Origin of the sequence: Streptomyces sp. NPDC047917 (assembly GCF_043204345.1) — a bacterium.
GTDB lineage: Bacteria > Actinomycetota > Actinomycetes > Streptomycetales > Streptomycetaceae > Streptomyces > Streptomyces sanglieri.
Genome location: NZ_JBIDCA010000008.1, coordinates 188893 through 210047, shown reverse-complemented (window position 1 = coordinate 210047; position 21155 = coordinate 188893). Strand labels below are relative to the sequence as shown.

Annotated in this window: 17 protein-coding genes; 9 read left to right on the top strand and 8 right to left on the bottom strand. The window is 72.3% G+C overall.

Going from position 1 to position 21155, the window contains the following annotated elements; all coding sequences use genetic code 11:
• Nucleotides 1-53 precede the first annotated feature (53 nt).
• Entirely contained in the window at nt 54-1682 is a 1629-nt protein-coding gene (locus tag ACGF8B_RS20905; RefSeq protein WP_392740527.1) for a beta-N-acetylhexosaminidase, read from the top strand.
• Between the two features lie 79 nt (nt 1683-1761).
• On the opposite strand, the gene ACGF8B_RS20900 is transcribed toward ACGF8B_RS20905, so the two are convergent.
• On the bottom strand, nt 1762-2403 hold the full coding sequence (locus tag ACGF8B_RS20900; RefSeq protein ID WP_392740524.1) for a GNAT family N-acetyltransferase: 642 nt from the start codon (nt 2401-2403) through the stop codon (nt 1762-1764).
• Nucleotides 2404-2497: 94 nt separating this feature from the next.
• Nucleotides 2498-2953, bottom strand: coding sequence for a MarR family transcriptional regulator (locus ACGF8B_RS20895; protein ID WP_342281500.1), 456 nt, complete (start codon nt 2951-2953; stop codon nt 2498-2500).
• A 160-nt stretch (nt 2954-3113) separates the two neighbouring features.
• On the opposite strand from ACGF8B_RS20895, the gene ACGF8B_RS20890 reads away from it, so the two are divergent.
• Together ACGF8B_RS20890 and ACGF8B_RS20885 are read left to right on the top strand one after the other, a co-directional pair.
• Nucleotides 3114-4556, top strand: a complete 1443-nt coding sequence (locus ACGF8B_RS20890) for an MFS transporter (RefSeq protein WP_392740521.1) — start codon at nt 3114-3116, stop codon at nt 4554-4556.
• Nucleotides 4557-4684: 128 nt separating this feature from the next.
• Nucleotides 4685-5464 carry a hypothetical protein gene (locus tag ACGF8B_RS20885; RefSeq protein WP_392740518.1) on the top strand — a complete coding sequence of 260 codons (780 nt, stop codon included), beginning with the start codon at nt 4685-4687 and terminating at the stop codon, nt 5462-5464.
• Nucleotides 5465-5528: 64 nt separating this feature from the next.
• Here the strand turns inward: ACGF8B_RS20885 and ACGF8B_RS20880 are convergent, their stop codons facing one another.
• The 4 genes from ACGF8B_RS20880 to ACGF8B_RS20865 are packed head-to-tail and all read right to left on the bottom strand — an operon-like array spanning nt 5529 to nt 11365.
• Nucleotides 5529-6695, bottom strand: a complete 1167-nt coding sequence (locus ACGF8B_RS20880; protein WP_392740517.1) for an acyl-CoA dehydrogenase family protein — start codon at nt 6693-6695, stop codon at nt 5529-5531.
• Nucleotides 6696-6727: 32 nt separating this feature from the next.
• Nucleotides 6728-7669, bottom strand: coding sequence for a hydroxymethylglutaryl-CoA lyase (locus tag ACGF8B_RS20875; protein ID WP_392740514.1), 942 nt, complete (start codon nt 7667-7669; stop codon nt 6728-6730).
• Nucleotides 7666-9750 (bottom strand): acetyl-CoA carboxylase biotin carboxylase subunit, encoded by a 2085-nt coding sequence (locus ACGF8B_RS20870; protein ID WP_392740511.1) that lies wholly within the window; start codon nt 9748-9750, stop codon nt 7666-7668. Before ACGF8B_RS20870 ends, ACGF8B_RS20875 begins: the two co-directional genes overlap by 4 nt.
• 7 nt (nt 9751-9757) lie before the next feature.
• A complete protein-coding gene (locus ACGF8B_RS20865; RefSeq protein WP_392740509.1) occupies nt 9758-11365 on the bottom strand; it encodes a carboxyl transferase domain-containing protein in 1608 nt (535 codons plus the stop codon).
• Nucleotides 11366-11681: 316 nt separating this feature from the next.
• Here ACGF8B_RS20865 and ACGF8B_RS20860 point away from each other — a divergent pair, with 316 nt between their 5' ends.
• The 6 genes from ACGF8B_RS20860 to ACGF8B_RS20835 all read left to right on the top strand — a co-directional run bounded on the left by ACGF8B_RS20860 (nt 11682) and on the right by ACGF8B_RS20835 (nt 19124).
• The gene (locus ACGF8B_RS20860) at nt 11682-12905 is read left to right on the top strand and encodes a DUF418 domain-containing protein (RefSeq protein WP_392740507.1); all 1224 of its coding nucleotides are present in this window, start codon (nt 11682-11684) and stop codon (nt 12903-12905) included.
• Nucleotides 12906-12938: 33 nt separating this feature from the next.
• Nucleotides 12939-13544, top strand: a complete 606-nt coding sequence (locus ACGF8B_RS20855) for a TetR/AcrR family transcriptional regulator (protein ID WP_392740504.1) — start codon at nt 12939-12941, stop codon at nt 13542-13544.
• A 270-nt stretch (nt 13545-13814) separates the two neighbouring features.
• On the top strand, nt 13815-14906 hold the full coding sequence (locus ACGF8B_RS20850; RefSeq protein ID WP_392740501.1) for a glycosyltransferase family 2 protein: 1092 nt from the start codon (nt 13815-13817) through the stop codon (nt 14904-14906).
• A 5-nt stretch (nt 14907-14911) separates the two neighbouring features.
• Nucleotides 14912-16468: a DUF6056 family protein gene (locus tag ACGF8B_RS20845; RefSeq protein ID WP_392740498.1), complete on the top strand. Its 1557-nt coding sequence runs from the start codon at nt 14912-14914 to the stop codon at nt 16466-16468.
• Nucleotides 16469-16587: 119 nt separating this feature from the next.
• Complete coding sequence (locus tag ACGF8B_RS20840) at nt 16588-17373, top strand: phosphatase (protein WP_392740496.1); 786 nt, start codon at nt 16588-16590, stop codon at nt 17371-17373.
• Between the two features lie 122 nt (nt 17374-17495).
• Nucleotides 17496-19124 carry an NACHT domain-containing protein gene (locus ACGF8B_RS20835; protein WP_392740494.1) on the top strand — a complete coding sequence of 543 codons (1629 nt, stop codon included), beginning with the start codon at nt 17496-17498 and terminating at the stop codon, nt 19122-19124.
• A 6-nt stretch (nt 19125-19130) separates the two neighbouring features.
• On the opposite strand, the gene ACGF8B_RS20830 is transcribed toward ACGF8B_RS20835, so the two are convergent.
• Both ACGF8B_RS20830 and ACGF8B_RS20825 read right to left on the bottom strand, forming a co-directional pair.
• Nucleotides 19131-20156 (bottom strand): cation diffusion facilitator family transporter, encoded by a 1026-nt coding sequence (locus tag ACGF8B_RS20830; RefSeq protein WP_392740491.1) that lies wholly within the window; start codon nt 20154-20156, stop codon nt 19131-19133.
• A gap of 116 nt (nt 20157-20272) precedes the next feature.
• Nucleotides 20273-21148 carry an acyl-CoA thioesterase II gene (locus tag ACGF8B_RS20825; protein ID WP_259935169.1) on the bottom strand — a complete coding sequence of 292 codons (876 nt, stop codon included), beginning with the start codon at nt 21146-21148 and terminating at the stop codon, nt 20273-20275.
• Between the last annotated feature and the right edge of the window lie 7 nt (nt 21149-21155).

Genomic DNA, 21155 nt, shown 5'->3' with positions numbered 1-21155 from the left:
TTCGGTTGCTCAGGAGACCCACAGGTGTGAACCCGTCGAAAGGGACCCGGCTCGTGAGACTGCACAGGACACAGCGCACCGCCCTTCCCCGCCTGCTCGGCTCGCTGCTGCTCGTCACGGCGGCCGGGATCGCCGGCGTCGGCGCGGCTCCGGAGGGACCGGCGGTGAACAGCGCCCCGGCCGCCGCCTCCCCCCGTCCGCTGGGCCAGATCGTGCCCGCCCCCGCCGAGGCCAGGCCCGGCGGCTCCGCGTACACCATCACCGCGGGCACCCGGATCCGCGTCGCCGGCTCCGACGGGGCCCGGAGGGTCGGCGACTACCTGGCGGGCGTGCTGCGCCCGTCCACCGGATACCCGCTGCCGGTCACCGGTGACGGCGCCGACGGCATCCGGCTGCGCGTGGAACCCGGCAACGGCCGGCTGGGCGCCGAGGGCTACAGCCTGAAGTCCGCCCGGGGCTCGGTCACCATCACCGCGCGCGGTCCCGCAGGGCTCTTCCACGGCGTCCAGACGCTCCGCCAGCTGCTCCCGGCCGACGTCGAGCGGAAGAGCCCCCAGAAGGGCCCGTGGACGGTCGCGGGCGGCACGGTCACGGACGCGCCGCGCTACGCGTACCGGAGCGCGATGCTCGATGTCTCCCGGCACTTCTTCTCCGTCGGCGAGGTCAAGCGCTACATCGACCAGCTCGCCCTCTACAAGCTGAACAAGCTCCATCTGCATCTCTCCGACGACCAGGGCTGGCGGCTCGCCGTCGACTCCTGGCCGCAGCTCGCCACGTACGGCGGGCAGACGGAGGTCGGCGGCGGACCCGGCGGCCACTACACGAAGGACGACTACAAGGAGATCGTCCGGTACGCGGCCTCCCGCTATCTGGAGGTCGTCCCGGAGATCGACCTGCCCGGCCACACCAACGCGGCACTCGCCTCGTACGCGGAGCTGAACTGCGACGGGGTCGCGCCGCCGCTGTACACCGGCACGAATGTCGGCTTCAGCTCGCTCTGCGTGCCGAAGGCCGTCACGTACGACTTCGTGGACGACGTGGTCCGCGAGCTCGCCGAGCTCACCCCCGGCGAGTACCTCCACATCGGCGGCGACGAGGCGCACTCCACCAGCCACGAGGACTATGTGGCCTTCATGGACAAGGCGCAGGCGATCGTCGGCAAGTACGGCAAGACCGTGGTCGGCTGGCACCAGCTGACCGGGGGTACGCCGGTGAAGGGCGCGGTCGCCCAGTACTGGGGTTACGACCGTACGGGCGAGGCCGAGCGCAAGCAGGTCGCGGACGCCGCCGTGAACGGGACGAAGCTGGTGCTGTCCCCGGCCGACCGCAGCTACCTCGACATGAAGTACGACAAGGACACCGTGCTGGGCCTGGCCTGGGCCGGTTACGTCCCGGTGCAGCGCTCGTACGACTGGGACCCGGCGACGTACCTGGCCGGCGCCCCGGCAGAGTCGGTCCTGGGCGTCGAGGCGCCGCTCTGGTCGGAGACCCTGACCGACAGCGACGAGGTCGAGCAGATGGCGTTCCCCCGGCTGCCCGGGGTCGCGGAACTCGGCTGGTCGCCCGCGGCCACGCACGACTGGGACACGTACAAGGTGCGGCTCGGGGCGCAGGGGCCGAGGTTCTCGGCGCTGGGCATCAACTACTACCGGGCGCCGGAGGTTCCCTGGGCCGCCGAGTGAGCCGACCGGGCCCGTCCGGCGGCCGTGTTCCGGCCGGCCGCCGGACGGCCGTCGTGGACCAAGGTGTGCGCCGGTGGCGTCATGCCCCGAACTCCGCCCGGCAGCCGTCGAGTCCCTCGATGGTGACCTCGACGCTCCGGCACTCCTCCCAGCGTGCCCGGTCCATTCGCAGCCGTTGCACGGTGACCGGCGCTCCCCGTACGGCGGCGACGGTGATGCCGTCCGGCAGATAGCCGAGCCGGTGCGAGACGCCCAGCGAGCGCGGGTTGTCGGTCAGCGCGTCCGACACGGCGGTCCGGGCCCCGAGGCCGGCGAAGGCGAGATGCAGGGCGGCGGCCCGCATCTCGGTGCCGATGCCCCGGCCCTGGTGGGCGAGGCCCAGCCACGAGCCGGTGCCGACCTGGCCGGTCACGGCGAAGTCCTTCGCCGTCAGGTCCTGCCGCCCGACCACCCGGCCCTCGTGCAGCACGGCGAGGCTCAGCGCCCAGTCCTGGACCGACCAGTCGGCGACGGTGGACAGCACGTGCTGGAACACCGCCCTGCCGCGCTCCTCGGGCGGTACGTCGGTCCAGGGGATGGTGAACGGCATCTCGTCCGGTGCGTGCACCCCGTCGGCGGCGACCGAGGAGAGGCCGTCCAGCAACTCCAGGTCCGGGAGGCGTAGTTCCAGGCGGGGCGTGCGGAGGCGGAGCCCGTACAGGGGCCAGTGCTGCGGCTTCATGGACGGACTCTGCCGCGCGGTGCGGCGCGCTGTCGAACGGATTCCGTCGCATCCCGTCGCATCCCGTCCGGTTCCCCGGGCGGCCCGCGAACGGTCAGGGGCGCGGCCAGGGGCGGCCGCCCAGGCGCTCGATGTCGGTGTTGAAGCGCCGCAGGTAGGCGGCGAAGCCGGAGATGTCCTCGTCCGACCAGTTGGTCATGACCCGCTCCAGGGATTCGACGAGACCCTCGCGTTCCGCGTCGAGCATGCGGGCGCCCTCGTCGGTGATCCGGAACTTGCGGGCCATGCCGCCCTCGGGGTCCGGGATGCGTTCCACGAGTCCGGCGCGCATGGCCGCCGCGGTCTGCCGGTTGAGGGTGGAGGCGTCGAGCCCGAAGGCGTCGCTGAGCTCGCCGATCGACATCGGACCCTGGACGCGGACGCGGCTGAGCAGGATGTAGGCGCTGCGGTCCATCAGGCCGTCCTTGCGCCGCCCGCCCTTGTTCTGCAGGAGGCCGTGGCGGCTGAGGAGCATCTGCTCGTACTCGACCTCGTGTGTGGGCCTGGTCATGCGCCTGCCGCCTCCTGTTGTCGTCCGGGCGTCCCGGCGTGCTTCCGGATGTCGGCCCTCATCCTCCCACAGGTCTATGCAACATACATATAACGTGCCTGATGCATGAAGTGTGTACGATGCATAGTCTTCTTTCCGTGCATAACCCGAGGAGTCCCGGATGGGCGCGCCCCAGCCATCAACCCGCACCGGCGGTGTAGTCGCCACGCTGGCCATCGCCGGCACCACGGCGGCGATCATGCAGACCCTGGTCACCCCGCTCATCGCGGAGCTGCCGCAGATCCTGAGCACCACCCCCTCGAACGCGGCGTGGGTGATCACCGTCACCCTGCTGGTGTCCGCCGTCTGTGTGCCCGTCTCCGGACGCCTGGGCGACATGGTCGGCAAGCGCCGGATGCTGCTCGTGTGCTCCGTGCCGCTGATCGCCGGCTCGGTGGTGTGCGCGCTCTCCTCCTCCGTCGTCCCCATGATCGTCGGCCGCGGCCTGCAGGGCATGGGCATGGGTGTGCTGCCGCTCGGCATCGCCCTGCTGCGTGACGTGGTCCCGGCGGAGAAGCTCAGCTCCTCCATCGCGCTGGTCAGCGCCTCCATGGGCATCGGCGGCGCACTCGGCCTGCCGATCGCCGCGGCGGTCGCCCAGTACACGAACTGGCGGGTGCTGTTCTGGGGCTCGGCCGGCCTGGCCGCCGTGGTCGCGGTGCTGATCTGGTTCCTGATCCCCGATGTGCCGGCCGGCGCCAAGGGCCAGCGGTTCGACGTGCTCGGTGCGCTCGGTCTCGGGGCGGGCCTGGTCTGCCTGCTGCTCGCGGTCTCCAAGGGCGCCGACTGGGGCTGGGGCTCGGCCACCACGCTCGGCCTGTTCGCCGCCGCCGTCGTGGTGCTGCTCGCCTGGGGCCTGTGGGAGCTGCGTACCCGCGACCCGCTGGTCGACCTGCGCACCACCGCACGTCCCCGGGTGCTGATGACCAACCTCGCCTCGGTCTTCGTCGGCTTCGGCATGTACGCCAGCATGCTGATCGCGCCGCAGCTGCTCCAGTTCCCCTCCGCCACCGGCTACGGCCTGGGCCAGTCGATGCTCGCGGCGGGCCTGTGGCTGGCGCCCGGCGGCATCATGATGATGCTCATCTCCCCGCTCGGCGGAAAGCTCATCGACGCCCGGGGCCCGAAGTTCACCCTGGTGTGCGGCGTCCTGGTCATCGCGGTCGGCTACGGCCTGGCGCTGGTGCTCATGGGCTCCGCGTGGGGCCTGATGGTGGTGGGCATGGTGACCAGCAGCGGTGTCGGCCTGGCGTACGGTGCGATGCCGGCGCTGATCATGGGCTCGGTCCCGCTGTCCGAGACCGCCGCCGCCAACGGCTTCAACACGCTCATGCGCTCGCTCGGTACGTCGATCGGCGCCGCGGTGGTCGGCGTGGTCCTCTCCCAGATGACCGTCTCCATGGGCGGCTACGACCTCACCTCCGAGAGCGGCTTCCGTACCGGCCTCATGGTCGGCTGCGGCGTCGCCCTGGTCGCGGCGGTGATCGCCGCCGCCATCCCGGCCGCGCGCCGCGCGGGGGACGGCGCCGACGCCGTGCCGGAACCGGCCCCGGCCAAGGTCTGATCCGCGCTTCGCGTACTGCTCCGCCGCCGCCCGTTCTCCGCGTTCGCGGGGACGGGCGGCGGCGGTTCCGGTAGTGTCGCGCTCTTCGGACGGCGTCAGCCCCCGGAGCCCTGAAGGCGATCACGCCCATGACCTCCTCGCGCCCCTCCGCCGCGCACCTCGCCCGTCGCCGCCTCGACGCCGCGCTGGACAACCTCGCCGTCACTTTCCGCGGCATGACCGCCCGCCCCGACGAGAACAACTGCGAGTGCCACTGGGGCAGCGCCGAGGAGCTCGCCCGGCTCAAGGTGGCGGACATCGAGCTGGACCACGACCTCCTGCAACGCACCTGGCGGGCCATCGACTGGAGCGACCACGCGGCGGTGCTGCGCCGGATCCTCCCTCAGTTCGCGCGGTCCCTCGTCGCGGGCCGCGTCGAACCCTGCCTCGGCCCGGAGGAGATCGGCCGCTCGTTCGATCGGGGCCACTGGCAGCAGTGGCCGGGTGAACAGGCCTCGGCAGTACGGGAGTTCCTCCACTCCTGGTGGACCCACACCCTCACCGTCCCGGCCCCGGCCGTCCCGGCCCACGAACTCCTCGCCCTGCTCGTCGAGGCATCCGGCGCGCTCACCCCGTGGCTCGCCCACTGGGAGGCGCAGACCGGCGCCCCGGCCACCCAGCACCTCACCGAGGCCGCCGCCCACTGGGAGTACTACCTCCTCGGTGACGAACTCCCCTGGGATGCCTGGGACAGCGAGGACGACGGGGGCGAGAGACGCGCCGAGCTGACGGCCTGGCTGCTGGGCCACGCCCGGCCCCGCCTCATTGCCCACGGCGCCCCCGACGAACTGCTCCACCGCATACGTCTGGTCGGCCTCACCGGCCCGGCCCGCTGGGAGGACCCGTACTGGCCCAACCACCGCTACTGACCTCCGGGGCCGGCCGGGCGGGCCGACGGGATCGGCCCACCCGGCACGTACCGTCACCCGTACGTCAGGACGGCAGGCCCAGCTCGCGGGCGATGAGCATGCGCTGGACCTCGCTCGTGCCCTCGCCGATCTCCAGGATCTTGGAGTCGCGCCACATCCTGGCGACCGGGTACTCGTTCATGAAGCCGTAGCCGCCGTGGATCTGGGTCGCGTCGCGGGCGTTGTCCACCGCCACCGTCGAGGAGTACAGCTTCGCGATCGCGGCCTCCTTCTTGAAGGGCTCGCCCGCGACCATGCGCGAGGCCGCGTCGCGCCAGCCGACGCGGGCCATGTGGGCGCGCATCTCCATGTCCGCGATCTTGAACTGGATGGCCTGGTTGGCGCCGATCGGGCGGCCGAAGGCGTGGCGCTCGGCGGCGTACTTGACCGACTCGTCGACGCAGCCCTGCGCCAGGCCCGTGGACAGGGCGGAGATGGCGATCCGGCCCTCGTCCAGGATGCGCAGGAACTGGGCGTAGCCGCGGCCCTCCTCGCCGAGGAGGTTGGCCAGCGGGACCCGGACGCCGGTGAAGGAGAGTTCACGGGTGTCCGAGGAGTTCCAGCCGACCTTGGAGTACGGGGCGGCGACCGTGAAGCCGGGGGTGCCGGACGGCACGATGATGGAGGAGATGCGCGGGGCGCCGTTCTCCTTGCGGCCGGTCACCGCCGTCACCGTGACCAGCTCGGTGATGTCCGTACCGGAGTTGGTGATGAAGCACTTGGAGCCGTTGATCACCCACTCGCCGGCCGCCTCGTCGCGCACCGCCGTCGTCCGGGTGCCGCCCGCGTCCGAGCCGCCGTCCGGCTCGGTCAGGCCGAACGCGCCGAGCGCCTCGCCCGAGCAGAGCTTCGGCAGCCACTGCCGCTTCTGCTCCTCGGTGCCGAAGTGGTAGATGGGCATCGCGCCCAGCGAGACCCCCGCTTCCAGGGTGATCGCCACGGAGGAGTCGACCCGGGCCAGCTCCTCCAGGGCGATCCCCAGGGCGAGGTAGTCGCCGCCCATGCCGCCGTACTCCTCCGGGAACGGAAGCCCGAACAGGCCCATCCGTCCCATCTCCCGCACGATCTCGTACGGGAACTCGTGCCGTTCGTACAGGTCGCCGATCTTCGGCGCGACCACGTCGTGCGCGAACTCCTCGACGGTGCGCCGCAGTTCCTCGTGTTCGGCGGTCAGCCGGTGGTCCAGGGACATGGCAGGGGTCACTCCTTGTGGGAACGGGGGTTCTATCGCACCGAGAGCGCGCGGACGGTACGGGACGGGCTGGGTCGGCCCAGTTGTTCGGCGAGCCACACGCTGGTGGCGGTGAGCGCGTCGAGATCGACCCCGGTTTCGATGCCGAGGCCTTCGAGCATCCACACGAGGTCCTCGGTGGCGAGATTTCCGGTCGCGCTCTTCGCGTACGGGCAGCCGCCGAGGCCGCCCGCGGAGGCGTCCACCGTGGTCACCCCGTGCTGGAGGGCGGCGAGGGTGTTGGAGAGGGCCTGGCCGTAGGTGTCGTGGAAGTGCACGCCGATGGTGTCGGTGCGTACGCCCTCCTCGTTCAGCTCCGAGAGCAGGGTCTGTACGTGGCCGGGCGTGGCCACGCCGATGGTGTCGCCGAGGGAGAGCTCGTCGCAGCCGAGGTCCATCAGTGCCTTGGCGACCCGGACGACCTGGTGGACGGGGACGGGCCCCTCCCACGGGTCGCCGAAGCACATCGACAGATAGCCGCGCACATGCACCTTGTCGGCCTTGGCGCGGGCGACGACCGGCTCGAACATGGCGAGCGACTCGTCGACGGTGCGGTTGAGATTGCGGGCGGCGAACGTCTCGGTCGCCGAGCCGAACACCGCGATCCGGCGGGCACCGAGGGCCAGCGCCCGGTCCAGGCCGCGTTCGTTCGGGACCAGGACCGGCAGGGCGACGCCCCCGATGTCGGACAGCCGGGGGAACAGGTCCTCGGCGTCGGCCAGTTGGGGCACCCACTTGGGGTGCACGAAGCTGGTCGCCTCGACGGTGGTCAGGCCCGACGCGGCCAGCCGGTGGATGAACTCCGCCTTCACCTCGGTCGGTACGACGGCCTTCTCGTTCTGCAGCCCGTCGCGGGCACCGACCTCGTGGATGCGGACCCGGGCGGGCAGATCCGGGGCCGGGACGGTCATGGGGAGCGTGCGGGGCGTCGTCATGCCTCCTCCTCGGGAGCCTCTACGGGTGCGACCACGGCCAGGATCTGGTCCATGGCGACCGTGGCGCCGGCGCTGACGTCCAGCTCGGTCACGGTCCCGGCGTGCGGGGCGGAGATGACGTGCTCCATCTTCATGGCCTCCACCACCAGCAGGCTCTGGCCGGCCACGACCTCGTCACCGACCGCCACCTTCACCACGGTGACCGTCCCCGGCATCGGCGCGGCGAGGGTGTCCGCCCCGGAACGGCCCGCGCCGGCCAGCGACGCCTCCACCGGGTCGTGATCCTGTACGTGCCAGCTGTCGCCGTCCCGGCCGAGCCACACGCCCTCCGGGGAGCGGACATGGCTGAACGTGTGGGTGACACCGCCGAGTTCGAGGGTGAGGCGGGGGCCGGAGACCTCGACCGGTCTGGCCGTCTCCCGGCCGCCGGGCAGCGGCGCCAGCGGACCGCAGGCACCCGTCACCGGCTGCGGCGGCTCGGCGCCCTCCCCGACATGGCCGAACGTCAGCTCCGTACCGGCCGGGCAGGAGCGCAGCGAGACCTGCACCGGGTCGCGGCCCGGCAGCCGGAAGTCGAGCACCGTACGGGCCGGGGTGCCGCCGAGTCGCCAGCCGTCGGCCACCGAGAACGGGTCGACCCAGCCGGCGGCGTCGGCGGCGGGGTCCGTGGAGTGGCGCAGCAGGGCCGCTGCCGCGTACACCTCTTCGGGGACGCCCTCCGGGACCAGGCCGGACGCCTCGCGCTCCACCAGGCCCGTGTCCAGATCGCCCGCCACCACCGCCGGGTGGGCGAGCAGCCGGCGCAGGAATCCGGCGTTGGTCGGGACGCCGAGGATCACCGTCTCCGCGAGCGCCGCACGCAGCCGGCGCAGGGCGGTCGGCCGGTCGGGGCCGTACGCGATGACCTTCGACAGCATCGGGTCGTACAGGCTGCCGACCTCGCCGCCCGTGGCCAGGCCGGAGTCCGTCCGTACGCCGTTGCCCTGCGGCTCGTGCAGGGCGAGGACCGTGCCGCCGGAGGGCAGGAAGCCGCGTGCCGGGTCCTCCGCGCAGATCCGGGCCTCGATCGCGTGGCCGGTGAGGGTGATGTCCTGCTGCCTGTACGGGAGTCGCTCGCCCGCCGCCACCCGCAGCTGCCACTCCACCAGGTCCAGGCCGGTGATCAGCTCGGTGACCGGGTGCTCGACCTGGAGGCGGGTGTTCATCTCCATGAAGTAGTACGAGGCGGGGTCGTTGCCCGGGACGATGAACTCCACCGTGCCCGCGCCGACGTAGCCGCAGGAGCGGGCCGCCTGGACGGCCGCCTCGCCCATCGCCGACCGGGTCTCCTCGTCGAGCAGGACCGAGGGCGCCTCCTCGATGATCTTCTGGTGGCGGCGCTGGAGCGAGCACTCGCGCTCGCCGAGGTGGACCACGTTGCCATGGGCGTCGGCCAGCACCTGGATCTCGATGTGCCGGGGCCGGTCGATCCACCGCTCCACCAGCAGGGTGTCGTCGCCGAACGAGGACCGCGCCTCACGCCGGGCGGCCGCGATCTCGTCCCCGAGCAGTGCCTCGTCGCGCACCAGCCGCATGCCCTTGCCGCCGCCGCCCGCCGAGGGCTTCAGCAGCACCGGCATCCCGATCGCGCGGGCCGCGTCGACCAGTTGGGCATCGGTGAGCCCGCTCCCGGACGAGCCGGGCACCACGGGCACCCCGGCCGCCGCGACCGTCTCCTTGGCCCGGATCTTGTCGCCCATCAGCGTGATCGCGGAGGCGGGCGGGCCGATGAAGACCAGCCCCGCCTCGGCGCACGCCCGCGCGAAGCCCGCGTTCTCGGCGAGGAATCCGTATCCCGGGTGGACGGCCTGCGCGCCGGAGCGGCGGGCGGCGTCCAGCAGCGCGGGCACGCTCAGGTAGCTCATCGAGGCCGGGGCGGGCCCGATCCGTACCGCCGTGTCGGCCTCCCGGACGTGCCGGGCGTCCGCGTCCGCGTCGCTGAAGACGGCGACCGAGCGGACGCCCAGCTCCCGCAGCGTGCGGATGACGCGTACCGCGATCTCGCCGCGGTTGGCGACCAGAACCGTGTCGAACATCGTCATCTGTTCCTCACATCCGGAAGACGCCGAAGCCGGGTTCACCCAGCGGGGCGTTGGCGCACGCGGTCAGGGCCAGCCCCAGCACCTGCCGGGTCTCCAGCGGGTCGATCACACCGTCGTCCCAGAGCCGGGCCGTGGCGTAGTAGGCATTGCCCTGGGTCTCGTACTGCTCGCGGATCGGAGCCTTGAAGGCCTCCTCGTCGGCCGCGCTCCAGTCGTCGCCCAGTTGGTCGCGCTTGACCGTCGCGAGGACGGACGCGGCCTGCTCGCCGCCCATGACGGAGATCTTCGCGTTGGGCCACATCCACAGGAAGCGGGGGGAGTATGCCCGGCCGCACATGGAGTAGTTGCCCGCGCCGTACGAACCGCCGACCACCACCGTCAGCTTCGGCACGCGGGTGCAGGCGACCGCCGTCACCATCTTGGCGCCGTGCTTGGCGATGCCGCCGGCCTCGTAGTCCCGGCCCACCATGAAGCCCGAGATGTTCTGCAGGAAGACCAGCGGGATGCCGCGCTGGTCGCACAGCTCGATGAAGTGGGCGCCCTTCTGGGCGGACTCGGAGAACAGGATGCCGTTGTTGGCGACGATCCCGACCGGGTGTCCGTGGATCCGGGCGAAGCCGGTGATCAGCGTCGTGCCGTACTCGGCCTTGAACTCGGCGAACCCCGAGCCGTCGACGACCCGGGCGATCACCTCGCGCACGTCGTACGGGGTGCGGGAGTCGACCGGGACCGCGCCGTACAGGCCGGCGGGATCGACCCGCGGCTCCTCGACGGGCCGCACGGACCACGGCAGCGCGCCCCGGTCCGGCAGCGTGGCGACGATGTTCCGCACGATCCGCAGCGCGTGCGCGTCGTCCTCGGCGAGGTGGTCGGTCACCCCCGACGTACGGGAGTGCACCTCGCCGCCGCCCAGCTCCTCGGCCGTCACGACCTCGCCGGTCGCGGCCTTCACCAGCGGGGGACCGCCCAGGAAGATCGTGCCCTGGTTGCGGACGATCACGGCCTCGTCGCTCATCGCGGGGACGTACGCCCCGCCCGCCGTGCACGAACCCAGCACGGCGGCGATCTGCGGGATGCCCGCCCCCGACATCCGCGCCTGGTTGTAGAAGATCCGCCCGAAGTGCTCGCGGTCCGGGAAGACCTCGTCCTGCATCGGCAGGAACGCGCCGCCCGAGTCGACCAGGTACAGACAGGGGAGGCGGTTCTCCAGCGCCACTTCCTGGGCGCGGAGGTGCTTCTTCACCGTCATCGGGTAGTACGTGCCGCCCTTGACGGTCGCGTCATTGGCGACGATCACGCACTCCCGGCCGCTGACCCGGCCGATCCCGGCGATCACGCCGGCCGCCGGGGCGGCGCCCCCGTACAGCCCCTCGGCCGCCAGCGGGGCCAGCTCCAGGAACGGGGAACCCGGGTCGAGCAGGGTGTCCACCCGGTCCCTGGGCAGCAGCTTGCCGCGCGCCACATGCCGGGCGCGGGCCCTCTCACCCCCGCCGAGCCTGGCTGTGGCGAGCCGCTCACGCAGCTCGTCGGCGAGTGCGTGATGCGCCGCCTCGTTGGCCTTCCAGGCCTCGGAGGCGGGATCGGCCGCGCTCGTCAGCACCGGTGCCTGCTGCATCGTGTCGAGCCCCCTTGCCCGTACCGCAGTAGTTAGTGACCGTTAACGTCCGGCTTCAGGTTAACGAGCGCTAACAGCCTTGTCCAGGGCAGTCGGTCGGTACTCGGTCCGCGTCTGTGCCGATTCCGCTCGGTCCGGTCGATCTGGCGGTCGGTCCGGTCGGTCCGGTCGGCCCGGTCGGTCTGGCCGGTCTGGCTGGTCGGTCTGGTCGGTCGGGTCGGTCGGGATAATGGCCCGCGCCGCTCCCTGACCCGGAGCGGGGTCGGTCGTCGGCCTGTGACGGCCTTCGGGGTGGGGAAAAGGGGGAAAAGGGCGGATGACGCAGCAATCGCAGGTGGCGCAGGCGCAGGCGCAGGAGCAGATGGTGCGGGACGTGGGTGCGGGCGGGAGGTCGCGCATCCTCGAAGTGGACGCGCTGCGCGGGTTCGCGCTCGCCGGGATCCTGGTCGTGAACCTCATGACGACCGCCGGGCCGCCGGGCGCCAGGGACCTCCTCGCGGAGGTGCACGCGGCGGACGGAGCCGTGCAGTGGCTGGTCGTGCTCCTCGCGCAGTCGAAGTTCTACCTGCTCTTCTCCTTCCTGTTCGGATACAGCTTCACCCTCCAGATGGACTCGGCCGCCCGCGCCGGGGCGCGCTTCGTGCCCCGGATGTCGCGGCGGCTGGCCGCGCTCCTCGTACTCGGGTTCGCCCACGCGGTGCTGCTGTACTCCGGCGACATCCTGATGATCTACGCCCTGTTCGGGCTGCTCCTGCTGGCCGTCAGGAACGCCGGGCCCGGCGCGGTCCGACGCGCGGCGCTGTGGGTGTTCGGCGCCGCCGGCGGCTTCCTGATCCTGATCGGCCTGGGGGTCGCGCTGCTCGACCCGGCCGAGGCGGGCGCGGACGCCACGGCGAACGCCGAGCTGACGGCCGCCTACCGGGGCGGATTCGCCGAGGTCGTCGGCGCCAACTTCCGGGCGCTGCCCGAGACGGCGGCGGCCGTCGTGCTGATGGGCGGGTTCGTCGCCGCCGCCTTTCTCATGGGGTTCGTGGCTGGACGGCGGCAGTGGCTCGGCGCGGCCGCCCTCGCCGACCGCTCGCGGCTGCGCCGCATCCTCCTGACCGGGCTCGCCGTCGGGATCCCCGGGGCGGTCTTCTCCGCCGCGGCGATCGTGGGACCGCTGTCGGAGCGCTGGCTGCTGCTGGGCCTGGCGGTCGGCATGGTCGCGGCCCCGGCGCTCTCGGCCGCGTATGCCACCGCGCTGCTGCTGTGGTTCGCCACACCGGGTGGCGCCGCGACGGCCCGGGTCCTCGCGCCCGCCGGGCGGATGGCGCTGACCAACTACCTGACCCAGTCCCTCGTCATGGCCCTCGTCTTCTCCGGGTACGGGCTCGGGCTGTACGGCCGTACGGGCGCCGCGGCGGCGGTCGGCGGGGGAATCGTGCTGTACGCCGGCCAGCTCGCGCTGAGCGAGTGGCTGATGCGCCGGTACCGGTTCGGGCCGGTGGAGTGGCTGTTGCGCACGGTGACGCTGTGGGCGCGGCCCGGCGTCGGTTAACGTTCGCTAACCCGACTGTCTAGAATCGAATCCATGACCACGAGGACGGACGCCCCCACCCGCCGCGAGCAGATCCTCAAGGAGGCCGCCCGCCTCTTCGCCGAGCGCGGTTTCCACGGCGTCGGTGTCGACGAGATAGGCGCTGCCGTCGGCATCAGCGGACCCGGGCTCTACCGCCACTTCCCCGGCAAGGACGCGATGCTCGCCGAGCTGCTGGTCGGCATCAGCGAGCGGCTGCTGGCCGGCGGGCGGCTGCGGGTGTCGCAGGACGCGGCCAGTCAGGACGGCTCCCCGCAGGCGCTGCTCGACGCGCTCATCGAGGGCCACATCGACTTCGCCCTCGACGACCGCCCCCTGATCACCCTCCACGACCGCGAGCTCGACCGTCTCCGGGACGCCGACCGCAAGCGGGTCCGCCAGCTCCAGCGGCAGTACGTCGAGGTGTGGGTGGAGGTGGTCCGCGAGATGTACCCGGACCTGCCCGAGCACGAGGCCCGCGCCGCCGTCCACGCCGTCTTCGGCCTGCTGAACTCGACCCCGCACCTGGGCCGGCCCGGCGCGCTCCCGGACCGCGCGGACACGGCGGCACTGCTGCACCGGCTGGCGCGCGGGGCGTTCGAGGCGGCGGCCCGCGCCTGAGCGCGAGCGTGGGGCGGACGCGGCGTGGCGGCGGACGCGGCGCGGGGAGGGTTTTCCGTGCGAGGCGAATGATCACGCCGCTGCAAAAATATGAATTTATGCGCGAGTGTATGAATTTATGTGCGAGGGGGGATGGTCGATCGGATTCTCCTTCCCTTTCCCTTTCGTTTCTCCCGCTCTTTTCCCGGTGCGGCGATGTCCGTCGGGGTGTTGCGGTGATCCACAGGCATATGGTTTGAACCGTCTCGACCACGCCTGATGGGAATGTGAATGAAAACATGTCAGGTCTCGGTCGTCGTCCCCTGCTTCAATGAGGACGAGGTGATCGAGGCGTTTCACCGTGCGCTGGTCTCCGTTCTCGAACCCACTCGGCGGACGTTCGAGATCTGTTATGTCGACGACGGCAGCAGCGACCGCACCAGAGCCCGGATCGGCTCGCTCGCCACCGCGGACCGGCGGGTCCGCTACACCTCCTTCAGCCGCAATTTCGGCAAGGAGGCCGCCATGCTCGCCGGGCTGCGCATGTCCCGCGGCGATGCCGTCGTCCTCATGGACGCCGACCTCCAGCACCCGCCGGAACTCCTGCCCCGCATGCTGGAGCTGCGGCAGCGCGGGTACGACCAGGTCGTCGCGAGACGGGACCGCACCGGCGAGGGCGCCCTGCGCACGCTGCTCAGCACCGCCTACTACCGCGCCGTGGGCCGGTGCATGGACGTGCCGGTCATCGACGGCGAAGGCGACTTCAGGCTGCTGTCGCGCACCGCCGTGGACGCGGTGCTCGCACTGCCCGAGACCAACCGGTTCTCCAAGGGGATCTTCTCCTGGATCGGCTTCGACACCGCCGCCTTCACCTACCGGAACGTCCGGCGGGCGGCGGGAAGTTCGAAATGGGGCGGCAGGCATCTGCTCAATTACGGGATCGACGGACTGATCTCCTTCAACAGCCGCCCGCTGCGCCTGGCCATCTACGCCGGTCTCGCCCTCGCGCTGGCGGCACTGGGATACGCCCTGTGGATCATCGTCGGCGTCGCGGTGCACGGAATCGCCGTGCCCGGCTACACCACCCTGCTGACCGCCGTCGTGGCCCTCGGCGGAATCCAGCTCGCCACGCTGGGGGTCATCGGCGAATACGTGGGGCGCATCTACGGCGAGGCCAAACACCGGCCGCATTACGTGGTGCGGGAAACGAGTGAATCCCCGCGCGTTTCCCCGAATTCCGTCGCAGCGGGTGCGGATGCGGGCGCGGGTGCGGGTGCGGGTGCGGATGCTGGCACCGGCACCGGCACCGGTGCGGATGAGGGTGTGGATACGAGTGCGGATACGGGTTCGTCGCCGGTTCGGGCTTCGGCGGACGCGGGGTGAGCGGCGTGGACACGGAGAAGACCGCGGACGTCACGGGGCCGGTTGCCGTACAGGAGGGGAGCGCGGGGCGCGCCCCGGTGGAGGGCGGGCCGGTGGAGGGCGGGCCGGGACGGCCCGTGACGCGCCGGTGGGCGGCGGTCCGGACGGCGGCCCTCATCCTGTTCCCGCTCGCCCTGCTCGGCGCGGCCTTCCGGATCGGCCGGCTGGTCCGCCCGGGAGCGGACGACTGGTGCTTCCTCCCGGTCGTGCGGGACGAGGGCGCCTCCGGGATGATCGCGAAGTTCTACCTGCACGACAACGGGCGCGTCGCCAACGCCCTGCTGGTCGTCGCGTACGGGGCGTTCGGTGTCCCGGGCCAGCAGTGGTACGCGCTGGTCAGCGGGGTGGTCGTGGTCGGCGTCCTCCGGGCGCTCGTACTCGCCGTGCTCGGCCGGGCCGGGCTGAGCGCGCCGCGCGGGGTGCCGCTGCTGGTGGCCGCGACGGCCTCGGCGGTCTTCCTGCTCGCGACGCCCGACACGTACAAGACGTTCTACTGGCCCGCCTCCTCCGTCTCGCACACCGTCTCCCCGGTGCTGGCCTGTGCCGCCGTGATTCCGCTGCTGCGTGCGCGGAGCAGCCGGGGACGGGCGCTCGCGTCCGTCGTGGCCCTCGCCGCCGGAGTCTTCATCGGGACGCTGTCGGAGGAGACCTCGGTCGTCGCGTGCGTCGTGCTCTGCGCCGTACTGCTGCTCAGCTTCCGGACCGTTCCGGGACCCGTTCCCGGACCTGGGCCCGGACCCGTCCGTACGCGCGTCTGGTGCGCGGCCGCCTTCGCCGGGGTCGTGATCGGGGCGGCCGTCCTGTACTTCTCGCCCGGCGCGCACGCCCGGCACGAACGGTTCGGGGCCGACGCGGGCTCCATGTTCGGCGCGGAGCAACTGGGCGCGGCGCTGCGGGCGTTCGGCGAGATCCTGGCGACGGTCCTCACGACGTGGCAGTACGCGGGGGCGCTCGCCGTCGGTGTACTGCTCGGCCTGTCGGTGCGCGGTGACGGGCAGGGGCCGGACGGGCCCCGGGTGCGCGGGCCCCTGCTCCCGGTCGGTGTCGGTGTCCTCGCCTTCCTGGTCTCCGGTTGTCTCTGCACCGTCGTCACCTATCCGGTCTTCGGGCCGGGCGTGGTGACGGCGGCCCGCGTCTGGGGCGACTTCCTCCTGGTGTACGTGCTGCTGCTGACCGGCGTCGGCGCGCTGCTGGGGCGGGAGCTGCGAGCCCGCCGGTGGCGGACGCGTACGGCGACGGCGGTCGCCGCGTCCGCCGTCTCCGTGCTGACCTGCGTCGGTCTCGCCGTTCCGCTGTTCCGGCTGGGTACGGAGATGCAGGTGCGTGCCGAGCGCTGGGACCGGCAGGACCGCTCGCTGCGGGACGGGGCGGCGCGCGGCGCCCGGGTGCTCCCGTACACGCCGGTGCCGGTCGGCCGGATGCTGGAACCGTTCGCCGGGCACGGCCGACGAACGTGGCCGGCGCAGTGCGTCGCCGAGTACTACCACCTGGAGAAGGTCACGTACTCGACGCGCCTGCCCTGACCGGCGGGCCCGGACAGTGCCGGGCCCGGACGGACGCGGGCCCGTTCCCGGTGCGTATCGATACGTCCGTCGGTCAAGACACCGGGCACACAGCGCACACCTGACGGCACAATGGGTTCATGCCGATACCCAGCCGTGCCGCCCTCGTCGAACATCTCGTCCGTACGCGTATCGCCGGAGACGTCGCCACACCCCGCGACAACAACCTCTCCCACTACCGCAAGCTCGCCAACGGCGACCGTCATTACTGGCTGGGCCTGGAGCTGGGCGACCGGTGGCGCGACGAGCAGGACGTGCTGGCGGTGATGGCCGAGCGCTGCGGGGTCAGTGACGACCCGGAGCACCGGTTCGGGCAGGACACCATCGACCCGGAGCTGACCGTCGACGCCCTGGAGCGGATGGCGGCGCGGCTGCGGAAGGCGGTGGCGGGCGCGGAACGGGTGCTGTTCGCGACCGGGCACCCGGGCGGGCTCCTCGACGTGCACCGGCAGACCGCCGCCGCGCTGCGAGCCGCCGGATGCGAGATCGTGGTGATTCCCTCGGGGCTGATCGCCGACGAGGGCATGGTGTTCCAGTTCGCGGACGTCGCGGTACAGGAGCGCGGCGCGACCCTCTGGCACACGCACTCGCCCGCCCCGATGGCCGCCATCCTGGACGGTCTGGAGCGCGAGGGCCGCCCGCTGCCGGACCTGGTGGTCGCCGACCACGGCTGGGCCGGGTGCGCGGCGCAGCGCGGTCTGGACGCGGTGGGGTACGCGGACTGCAACGACCCGGCACTCTTCCTCGGCGAGGCGGAGGGAACGCTCCAGGTGGCCGTTCCGCTGGACGACCACGTGCTGGACCCGCGGTTCTACGACCCGATGACGGAGTACCTGCTGGACGCGGCGGGCCTGACGCGGGGCTGACGCCGAGCCGATCCCGGTGGCGGGCCGGGGACCGGTCCCCGGCCCCGTCCCGGGACTCCACGGTCTGCCCGCACAGTTGCTACTCTGCGCCACGAGCATCGGACGTCGGGTGTGGGGGGCGCATGTTTGCACCGGGGCAGCGACCCCGCAGGAGCGGTTCGAGATCGGTTCTCACCGGGCTGCTCATCCTGCTCGCCCTCTTCATCCTCCAGGAACTCGCCGCCGGGCTGCTGCCCGACATCTACAAGGGCTTCGCGGGCGACGACCGCCGGACGCTCGTCGTGGGCGCGACCGTCGCCTTCGTGCTGGTCGGCCTGCTCCTCTACATCGTGCATCTGCGCGGCCTGGTGCCACAGGACGCGGTCCCCGAGCCGGGCGCCGGTGAACGGGCCTCGGCGCGCGCCGCCCTGCTGCACGCCGTGCGCCGGAGCTGGACGGACGGCGCCGACCGGACCTGGGAGCGGTCGGTACGGATCGAGCTGGGCCTGGCCGAGCAGCAGGCGGCCGTGCACGACCCCTGGGGTGCGCCCCGGCTCATCACCGGCGGGCAGGGAAGCGGGGCGCCGCTGCCCGCGGGCACCCGGGTCGACGAGGTCTTCGACCGCCACCGCGGCCAGCTCCTCGTGCTGGGCGCCCCCGGCGCCGGCAAGACCTCGCGGATGCTCGAACTGACCGAGAAGCTGATCGAGACGGCCGAGCGGGACGGCACCGCGCCCGTGCCTGCCTTCCTGCTGCTGACCGACTGGCACGGCGAACCGTTCGCACGATGGATCCTCGACGAACTGCACACCCGGTACCGGGTGCCCCGGGCGACCGGCCTCGCACTGCTGCGGGACAACGGCATCGCCCTGGTCCTGGACGGGCTCGACGAGGTCGCCCCGGACCTGCGCGGCGACTGCGTCCGGGCGATCAACGAACTGCTCTCCGCCGAGCAGCACCCGCAGTGCCCGATCGCCGTCTCCTGCCGCTCGACCGACTACGACGAGCTGGCGCAACGGCTCACCGTCAACGGAGCGGTCTGCGTACAGCCCCTTGAGGTCGCCGCCGTGCACGCCCTGCTCAACAGCGCGGGCGGACGGCTGCGCGGCCTGGCGGCAGCGGCGGCCGCCGATCCGGTGCTGGCCCGGCTGCTGACCACACCGCTCATGCTGGGTGTCGCCGTCCTCGCCTACGAGGGCGTGGACGAGACCGAGGTCGCGGCCTCCGGCGACGCGGGGGAGCGCAGGGGGCGCATCTTCGACGCCTACATCGAGCGCATGATCCACCGCGACCGGAGCCTGCGCGGCCGGCCGATCACGCCGGAACGCCCCGCCGGCCAGGTGCAGGCCGATCTGCTGCGGCTCGCCCAGAGCCTGAGCCTGGTCCACGCGACGGTGTACTACCCGAACGATCCCTCGCACGTCGTGCTCCAGGCCCCGGACGACGTGGCCAGACGGCTCCTGCCGTCGTGGATGTACTGGATGCTGCGGGGCATGCGGCGGATGAGCGGGTACGAGGCCGGGAATCCCGCCAGCAGGCCGAACCGGGTCTACCGGGGCATGATCTTCGTCTACCGGGTGCCCCTGCCGTTCCTGGGGTCGCCCGTGATGGACCACCTCCAGCGGAAGTTCCTCGACTACGCGACCGACCGGGCGATCATGCGCCGCGCCGGGGAGGGGTACGCCTTCCTGCACAAGACCGTCCAGGACCACCTCGCGGCCCGCGCCGGGAGCATGTCCGTCCAGGAACTTCGGAACCTGGCCCGCTCGTAGGCCCGGTCAGGCACCCGCCCCGCCCGCCCGGCGCCGCTGCTGCCGCAGCCCCGGCGTCGGGTCCAGGTACACCCGGCGCACCGACGGATAGCGTTCCCGCAGCTGTTCCTCCGCCTCCTCGCACGCCCACTCGATCTGGTCGGCGGTCGAGGCGTCCCGGAAGTCGACCTTCGCGGCGATCAGGAACTCCGTCGGGCCCTGGATGAGCGTGGTGAGTTCCAGTACGTCGACGATGTGCGGGACGGAGAGCAGCTCTTCGCGGATGCCGGCCCGCACCGACTCCGGCACCGGACGGCCGATCAGCAACTGCGCGTTGGAACGGCCCAGTACCCAGGCGACGTACACCAGCAGCAGACCGATCAGGACCGACGCGATGCCGTCCCAGACCCCGGAACCGGTCAGCTGGCCGCCGAGCAGGCCGCCCGCGGCGAGCAGCAGACCCGCCAGCGCCGCCGAGTCCTCCATCACCACGGCCTTGACCGCGGTGTCGGGGGTGAGGCGGAAGTAGCGCCGGACGGGTGCCCGCAGCCGGGCGGCCTCGTGGCGGACCTGCCGGACCCCGATGCGCAGCGAGAAGGCCTCCAGCACGAAGGCCACGCCGAGCACGATGTACGAGATGAGCGGATCGCCGGGCTTCCCGCCCTCGGCGAGGGCGTGGATGCCGTCGTAGACGGAGAAGACCGCACCGCCGACGAACGTGGCCACGGAGGCGAGCATCGCCCAGATGTAGCGCTCGGGGCCGTAGCCCAGCGGGTGTCCCTCGTCGGCGGGCTTCTCGCTGCGCTTCAGCGCGGTGAGCAGCATCAGCTCGGTGACCATGTCGGCGAACGAGTGCGCCGCCTCGGAGAGCATCGCGCTCGATCCGCTGATCAGCCCGGCGACCGCCTTCGCGACGGCGATGCCGAGATTGGCCAACGCCGCGACGACGACGGTGAAGACGGACTCCCCGCCACCGGACTTCCCGCCACCGGGCTCCGCTCCGCCGGACTCCCCACCACCGGTCCTCGCGCCACTCGTGGTCTCGTCGTTCATGGTGGGGAGTATGTCCGAACCGTCCGTCCACGGCCCGCCGACGCGAGGCGTGTCAGTACCGGAGCGCGCCCGTACCGGAGTGCGTCGGTCCCGGAGCGCCTCGGTACCGGAGCGTGTCAGTCCCGGGGGACGCGGACCACGCCCTCCTGGATGACGGTGATCGCCAGTCGGCCGTCCTGGGTGTAGATCCGGGCCTGGCCGAGCCCGCGGCCGCCGGACGCGGACGGCGACTCCTGGTCGTACAGCAGCCACTCGTCGGCCCGGAACGGCCGGTGGAACCACATCGCGTGGTCGAGGCTCGCGCCGACCACGTCACCGACCGCCCAGCCGCCGCGCCCGTGGGCGAGGAGCACCGAGTCGAGCAGCGTCATGTCGGAGACGTACGTCGCCATGCAGACATGGAGCAGCGGATCGTCCGCGAGCTTGCCGTTGGTGCGGAACCACACCTGGGAGCGGGGCTCCCGCGGTTCGCCGACGGTGCCGAAGGGCGGCGCGTCCACGTAGCGCAGGTCGACCGCGGCCCGCGCCTCGATCAGCCGGTCCACGACGCCCGGCCCGCTGAAACGGTCCGCGTACCGGGGCAGCATCTGCGCCGCCGTGGGCAGCGTCTCCGGGTCCGGGGCGGACGGCATGGCCGCCTGGTGCTCCAGGCCCTCCTCGTACGTCTGGAACGAGGCCGAGAGGTGGAAGATCGGCTGGCCGTGCTGGACGGCGACGACCCGGCGGGTGGTGAAGGAGCGGCCGTCGCGGATGCGGTCGACGCTGTAGACGATCGGCGCGCCCGGGTCGCCCATCCGGAGGAAGTAGGAGTGCAGGGAGTGGGCGGTCCGGTCAGCGGGGACGGTACGGCCCGCGGCGACCAGGGCCTGCGCCGCGACCTGGCCGCCGAAGACACGGGGGACGACCGCCGAACGGCTCGTACCCCGGAAGATGTCCCGCTCGATCTGCTCCAGGTCGAGCAGATCGAGCAGGGAGTCGAGTGCTGCGCTCATGGGAGGA

Coding starts and splice junctions, on each gene's coding strand:
- ACGF8B_RS20900 (WP_392740524.1), bottom strand. CDS start 2,403: ATGAAGCCGCAGCACTGGCCCCTGTACGGGCTCCGCCTCCGCACGCCC.
- ACGF8B_RS20895 (WP_342281500.1), bottom strand. CDS start 2,953: ATGACCAGGCCCACACACGAGGTCGAGTACGAGCAGATGCTCCTCAGC.
- ACGF8B_RS20890 (WP_392740521.1), top strand. CDS start 3,114: ATGGGCGCGCCCCAGCCATCAACCCGCACCGGCGGTGTAGTCGCCACG.
- ACGF8B_RS20885 (WP_392740518.1), top strand. CDS start 4,685: ATGACCTCCTCGCGCCCCTCCGCCGCGCACCTCGCCCGTCGCCGCCTC.
- ACGF8B_RS20880 (WP_392740517.1), bottom strand. CDS start 6,695: ATGTCCCTGGACCACCGGCTGACCGCCGAACACGAGGAACTGCGGCGC.
- ACGF8B_RS20875 (WP_392740514.1), bottom strand. CDS start 7,669: ATGACGACGCCCCGCACGCTCCCCATGACCGTCCCGGCCCCGGATCTG.
- ACGF8B_RS20870 (WP_392740511.1), bottom strand. CDS start 9,750: ATGACGATGTTCGACACGGTTCTGGTCGCCAACCGCGGCGAGATCGCG.
- ACGF8B_RS20865 (WP_392740509.1), bottom strand. CDS start 11,365: ATGCAGCAGGCACCGGTGCTGACGAGCGCGGCCGATCCCGCCTCCGAG.
- ACGF8B_RS20860 (WP_392740507.1), top strand. CDS start 11,682: ATGACGCAGCAATCGCAGGTGGCGCAGGCGCAGGCGCAGGAGCAGATG.
- ACGF8B_RS20855 (WP_392740504.1), top strand. CDS start 12,939: ATGACCACGAGGACGGACGCCCCCACCCGCCGCGAGCAGATCCTCAAG.
- ACGF8B_RS20850 (WP_392740501.1), top strand. CDS start 13,815: ATGAAAACATGTCAGGTCTCGGTCGTCGTCCCCTGCTTCAATGAGGAC.
- ACGF8B_RS20840 (WP_392740496.1), top strand. CDS start 16,588: ATGCCGATACCCAGCCGTGCCGCCCTCGTCGAACATCTCGTCCGTACG.
- ACGF8B_RS20835 (WP_392740494.1), top strand. CDS start 17,496: ATGTTTGCACCGGGGCAGCGACCCCGCAGGAGCGGTTCGAGATCGGTT.
- ACGF8B_RS20830 (WP_392740491.1), bottom strand. CDS start 20,156: ATGAACGACGAGACCACGAGTGGCGCGAGGACCGGTGGTGGGGAGTCC.
- ACGF8B_RS20825 (WP_259935169.1), bottom strand. CDS start 21,148: ATGAGCGCAGCACTCGACTCCCTGCTCGATCTGCTCGACCTGGAGCAG.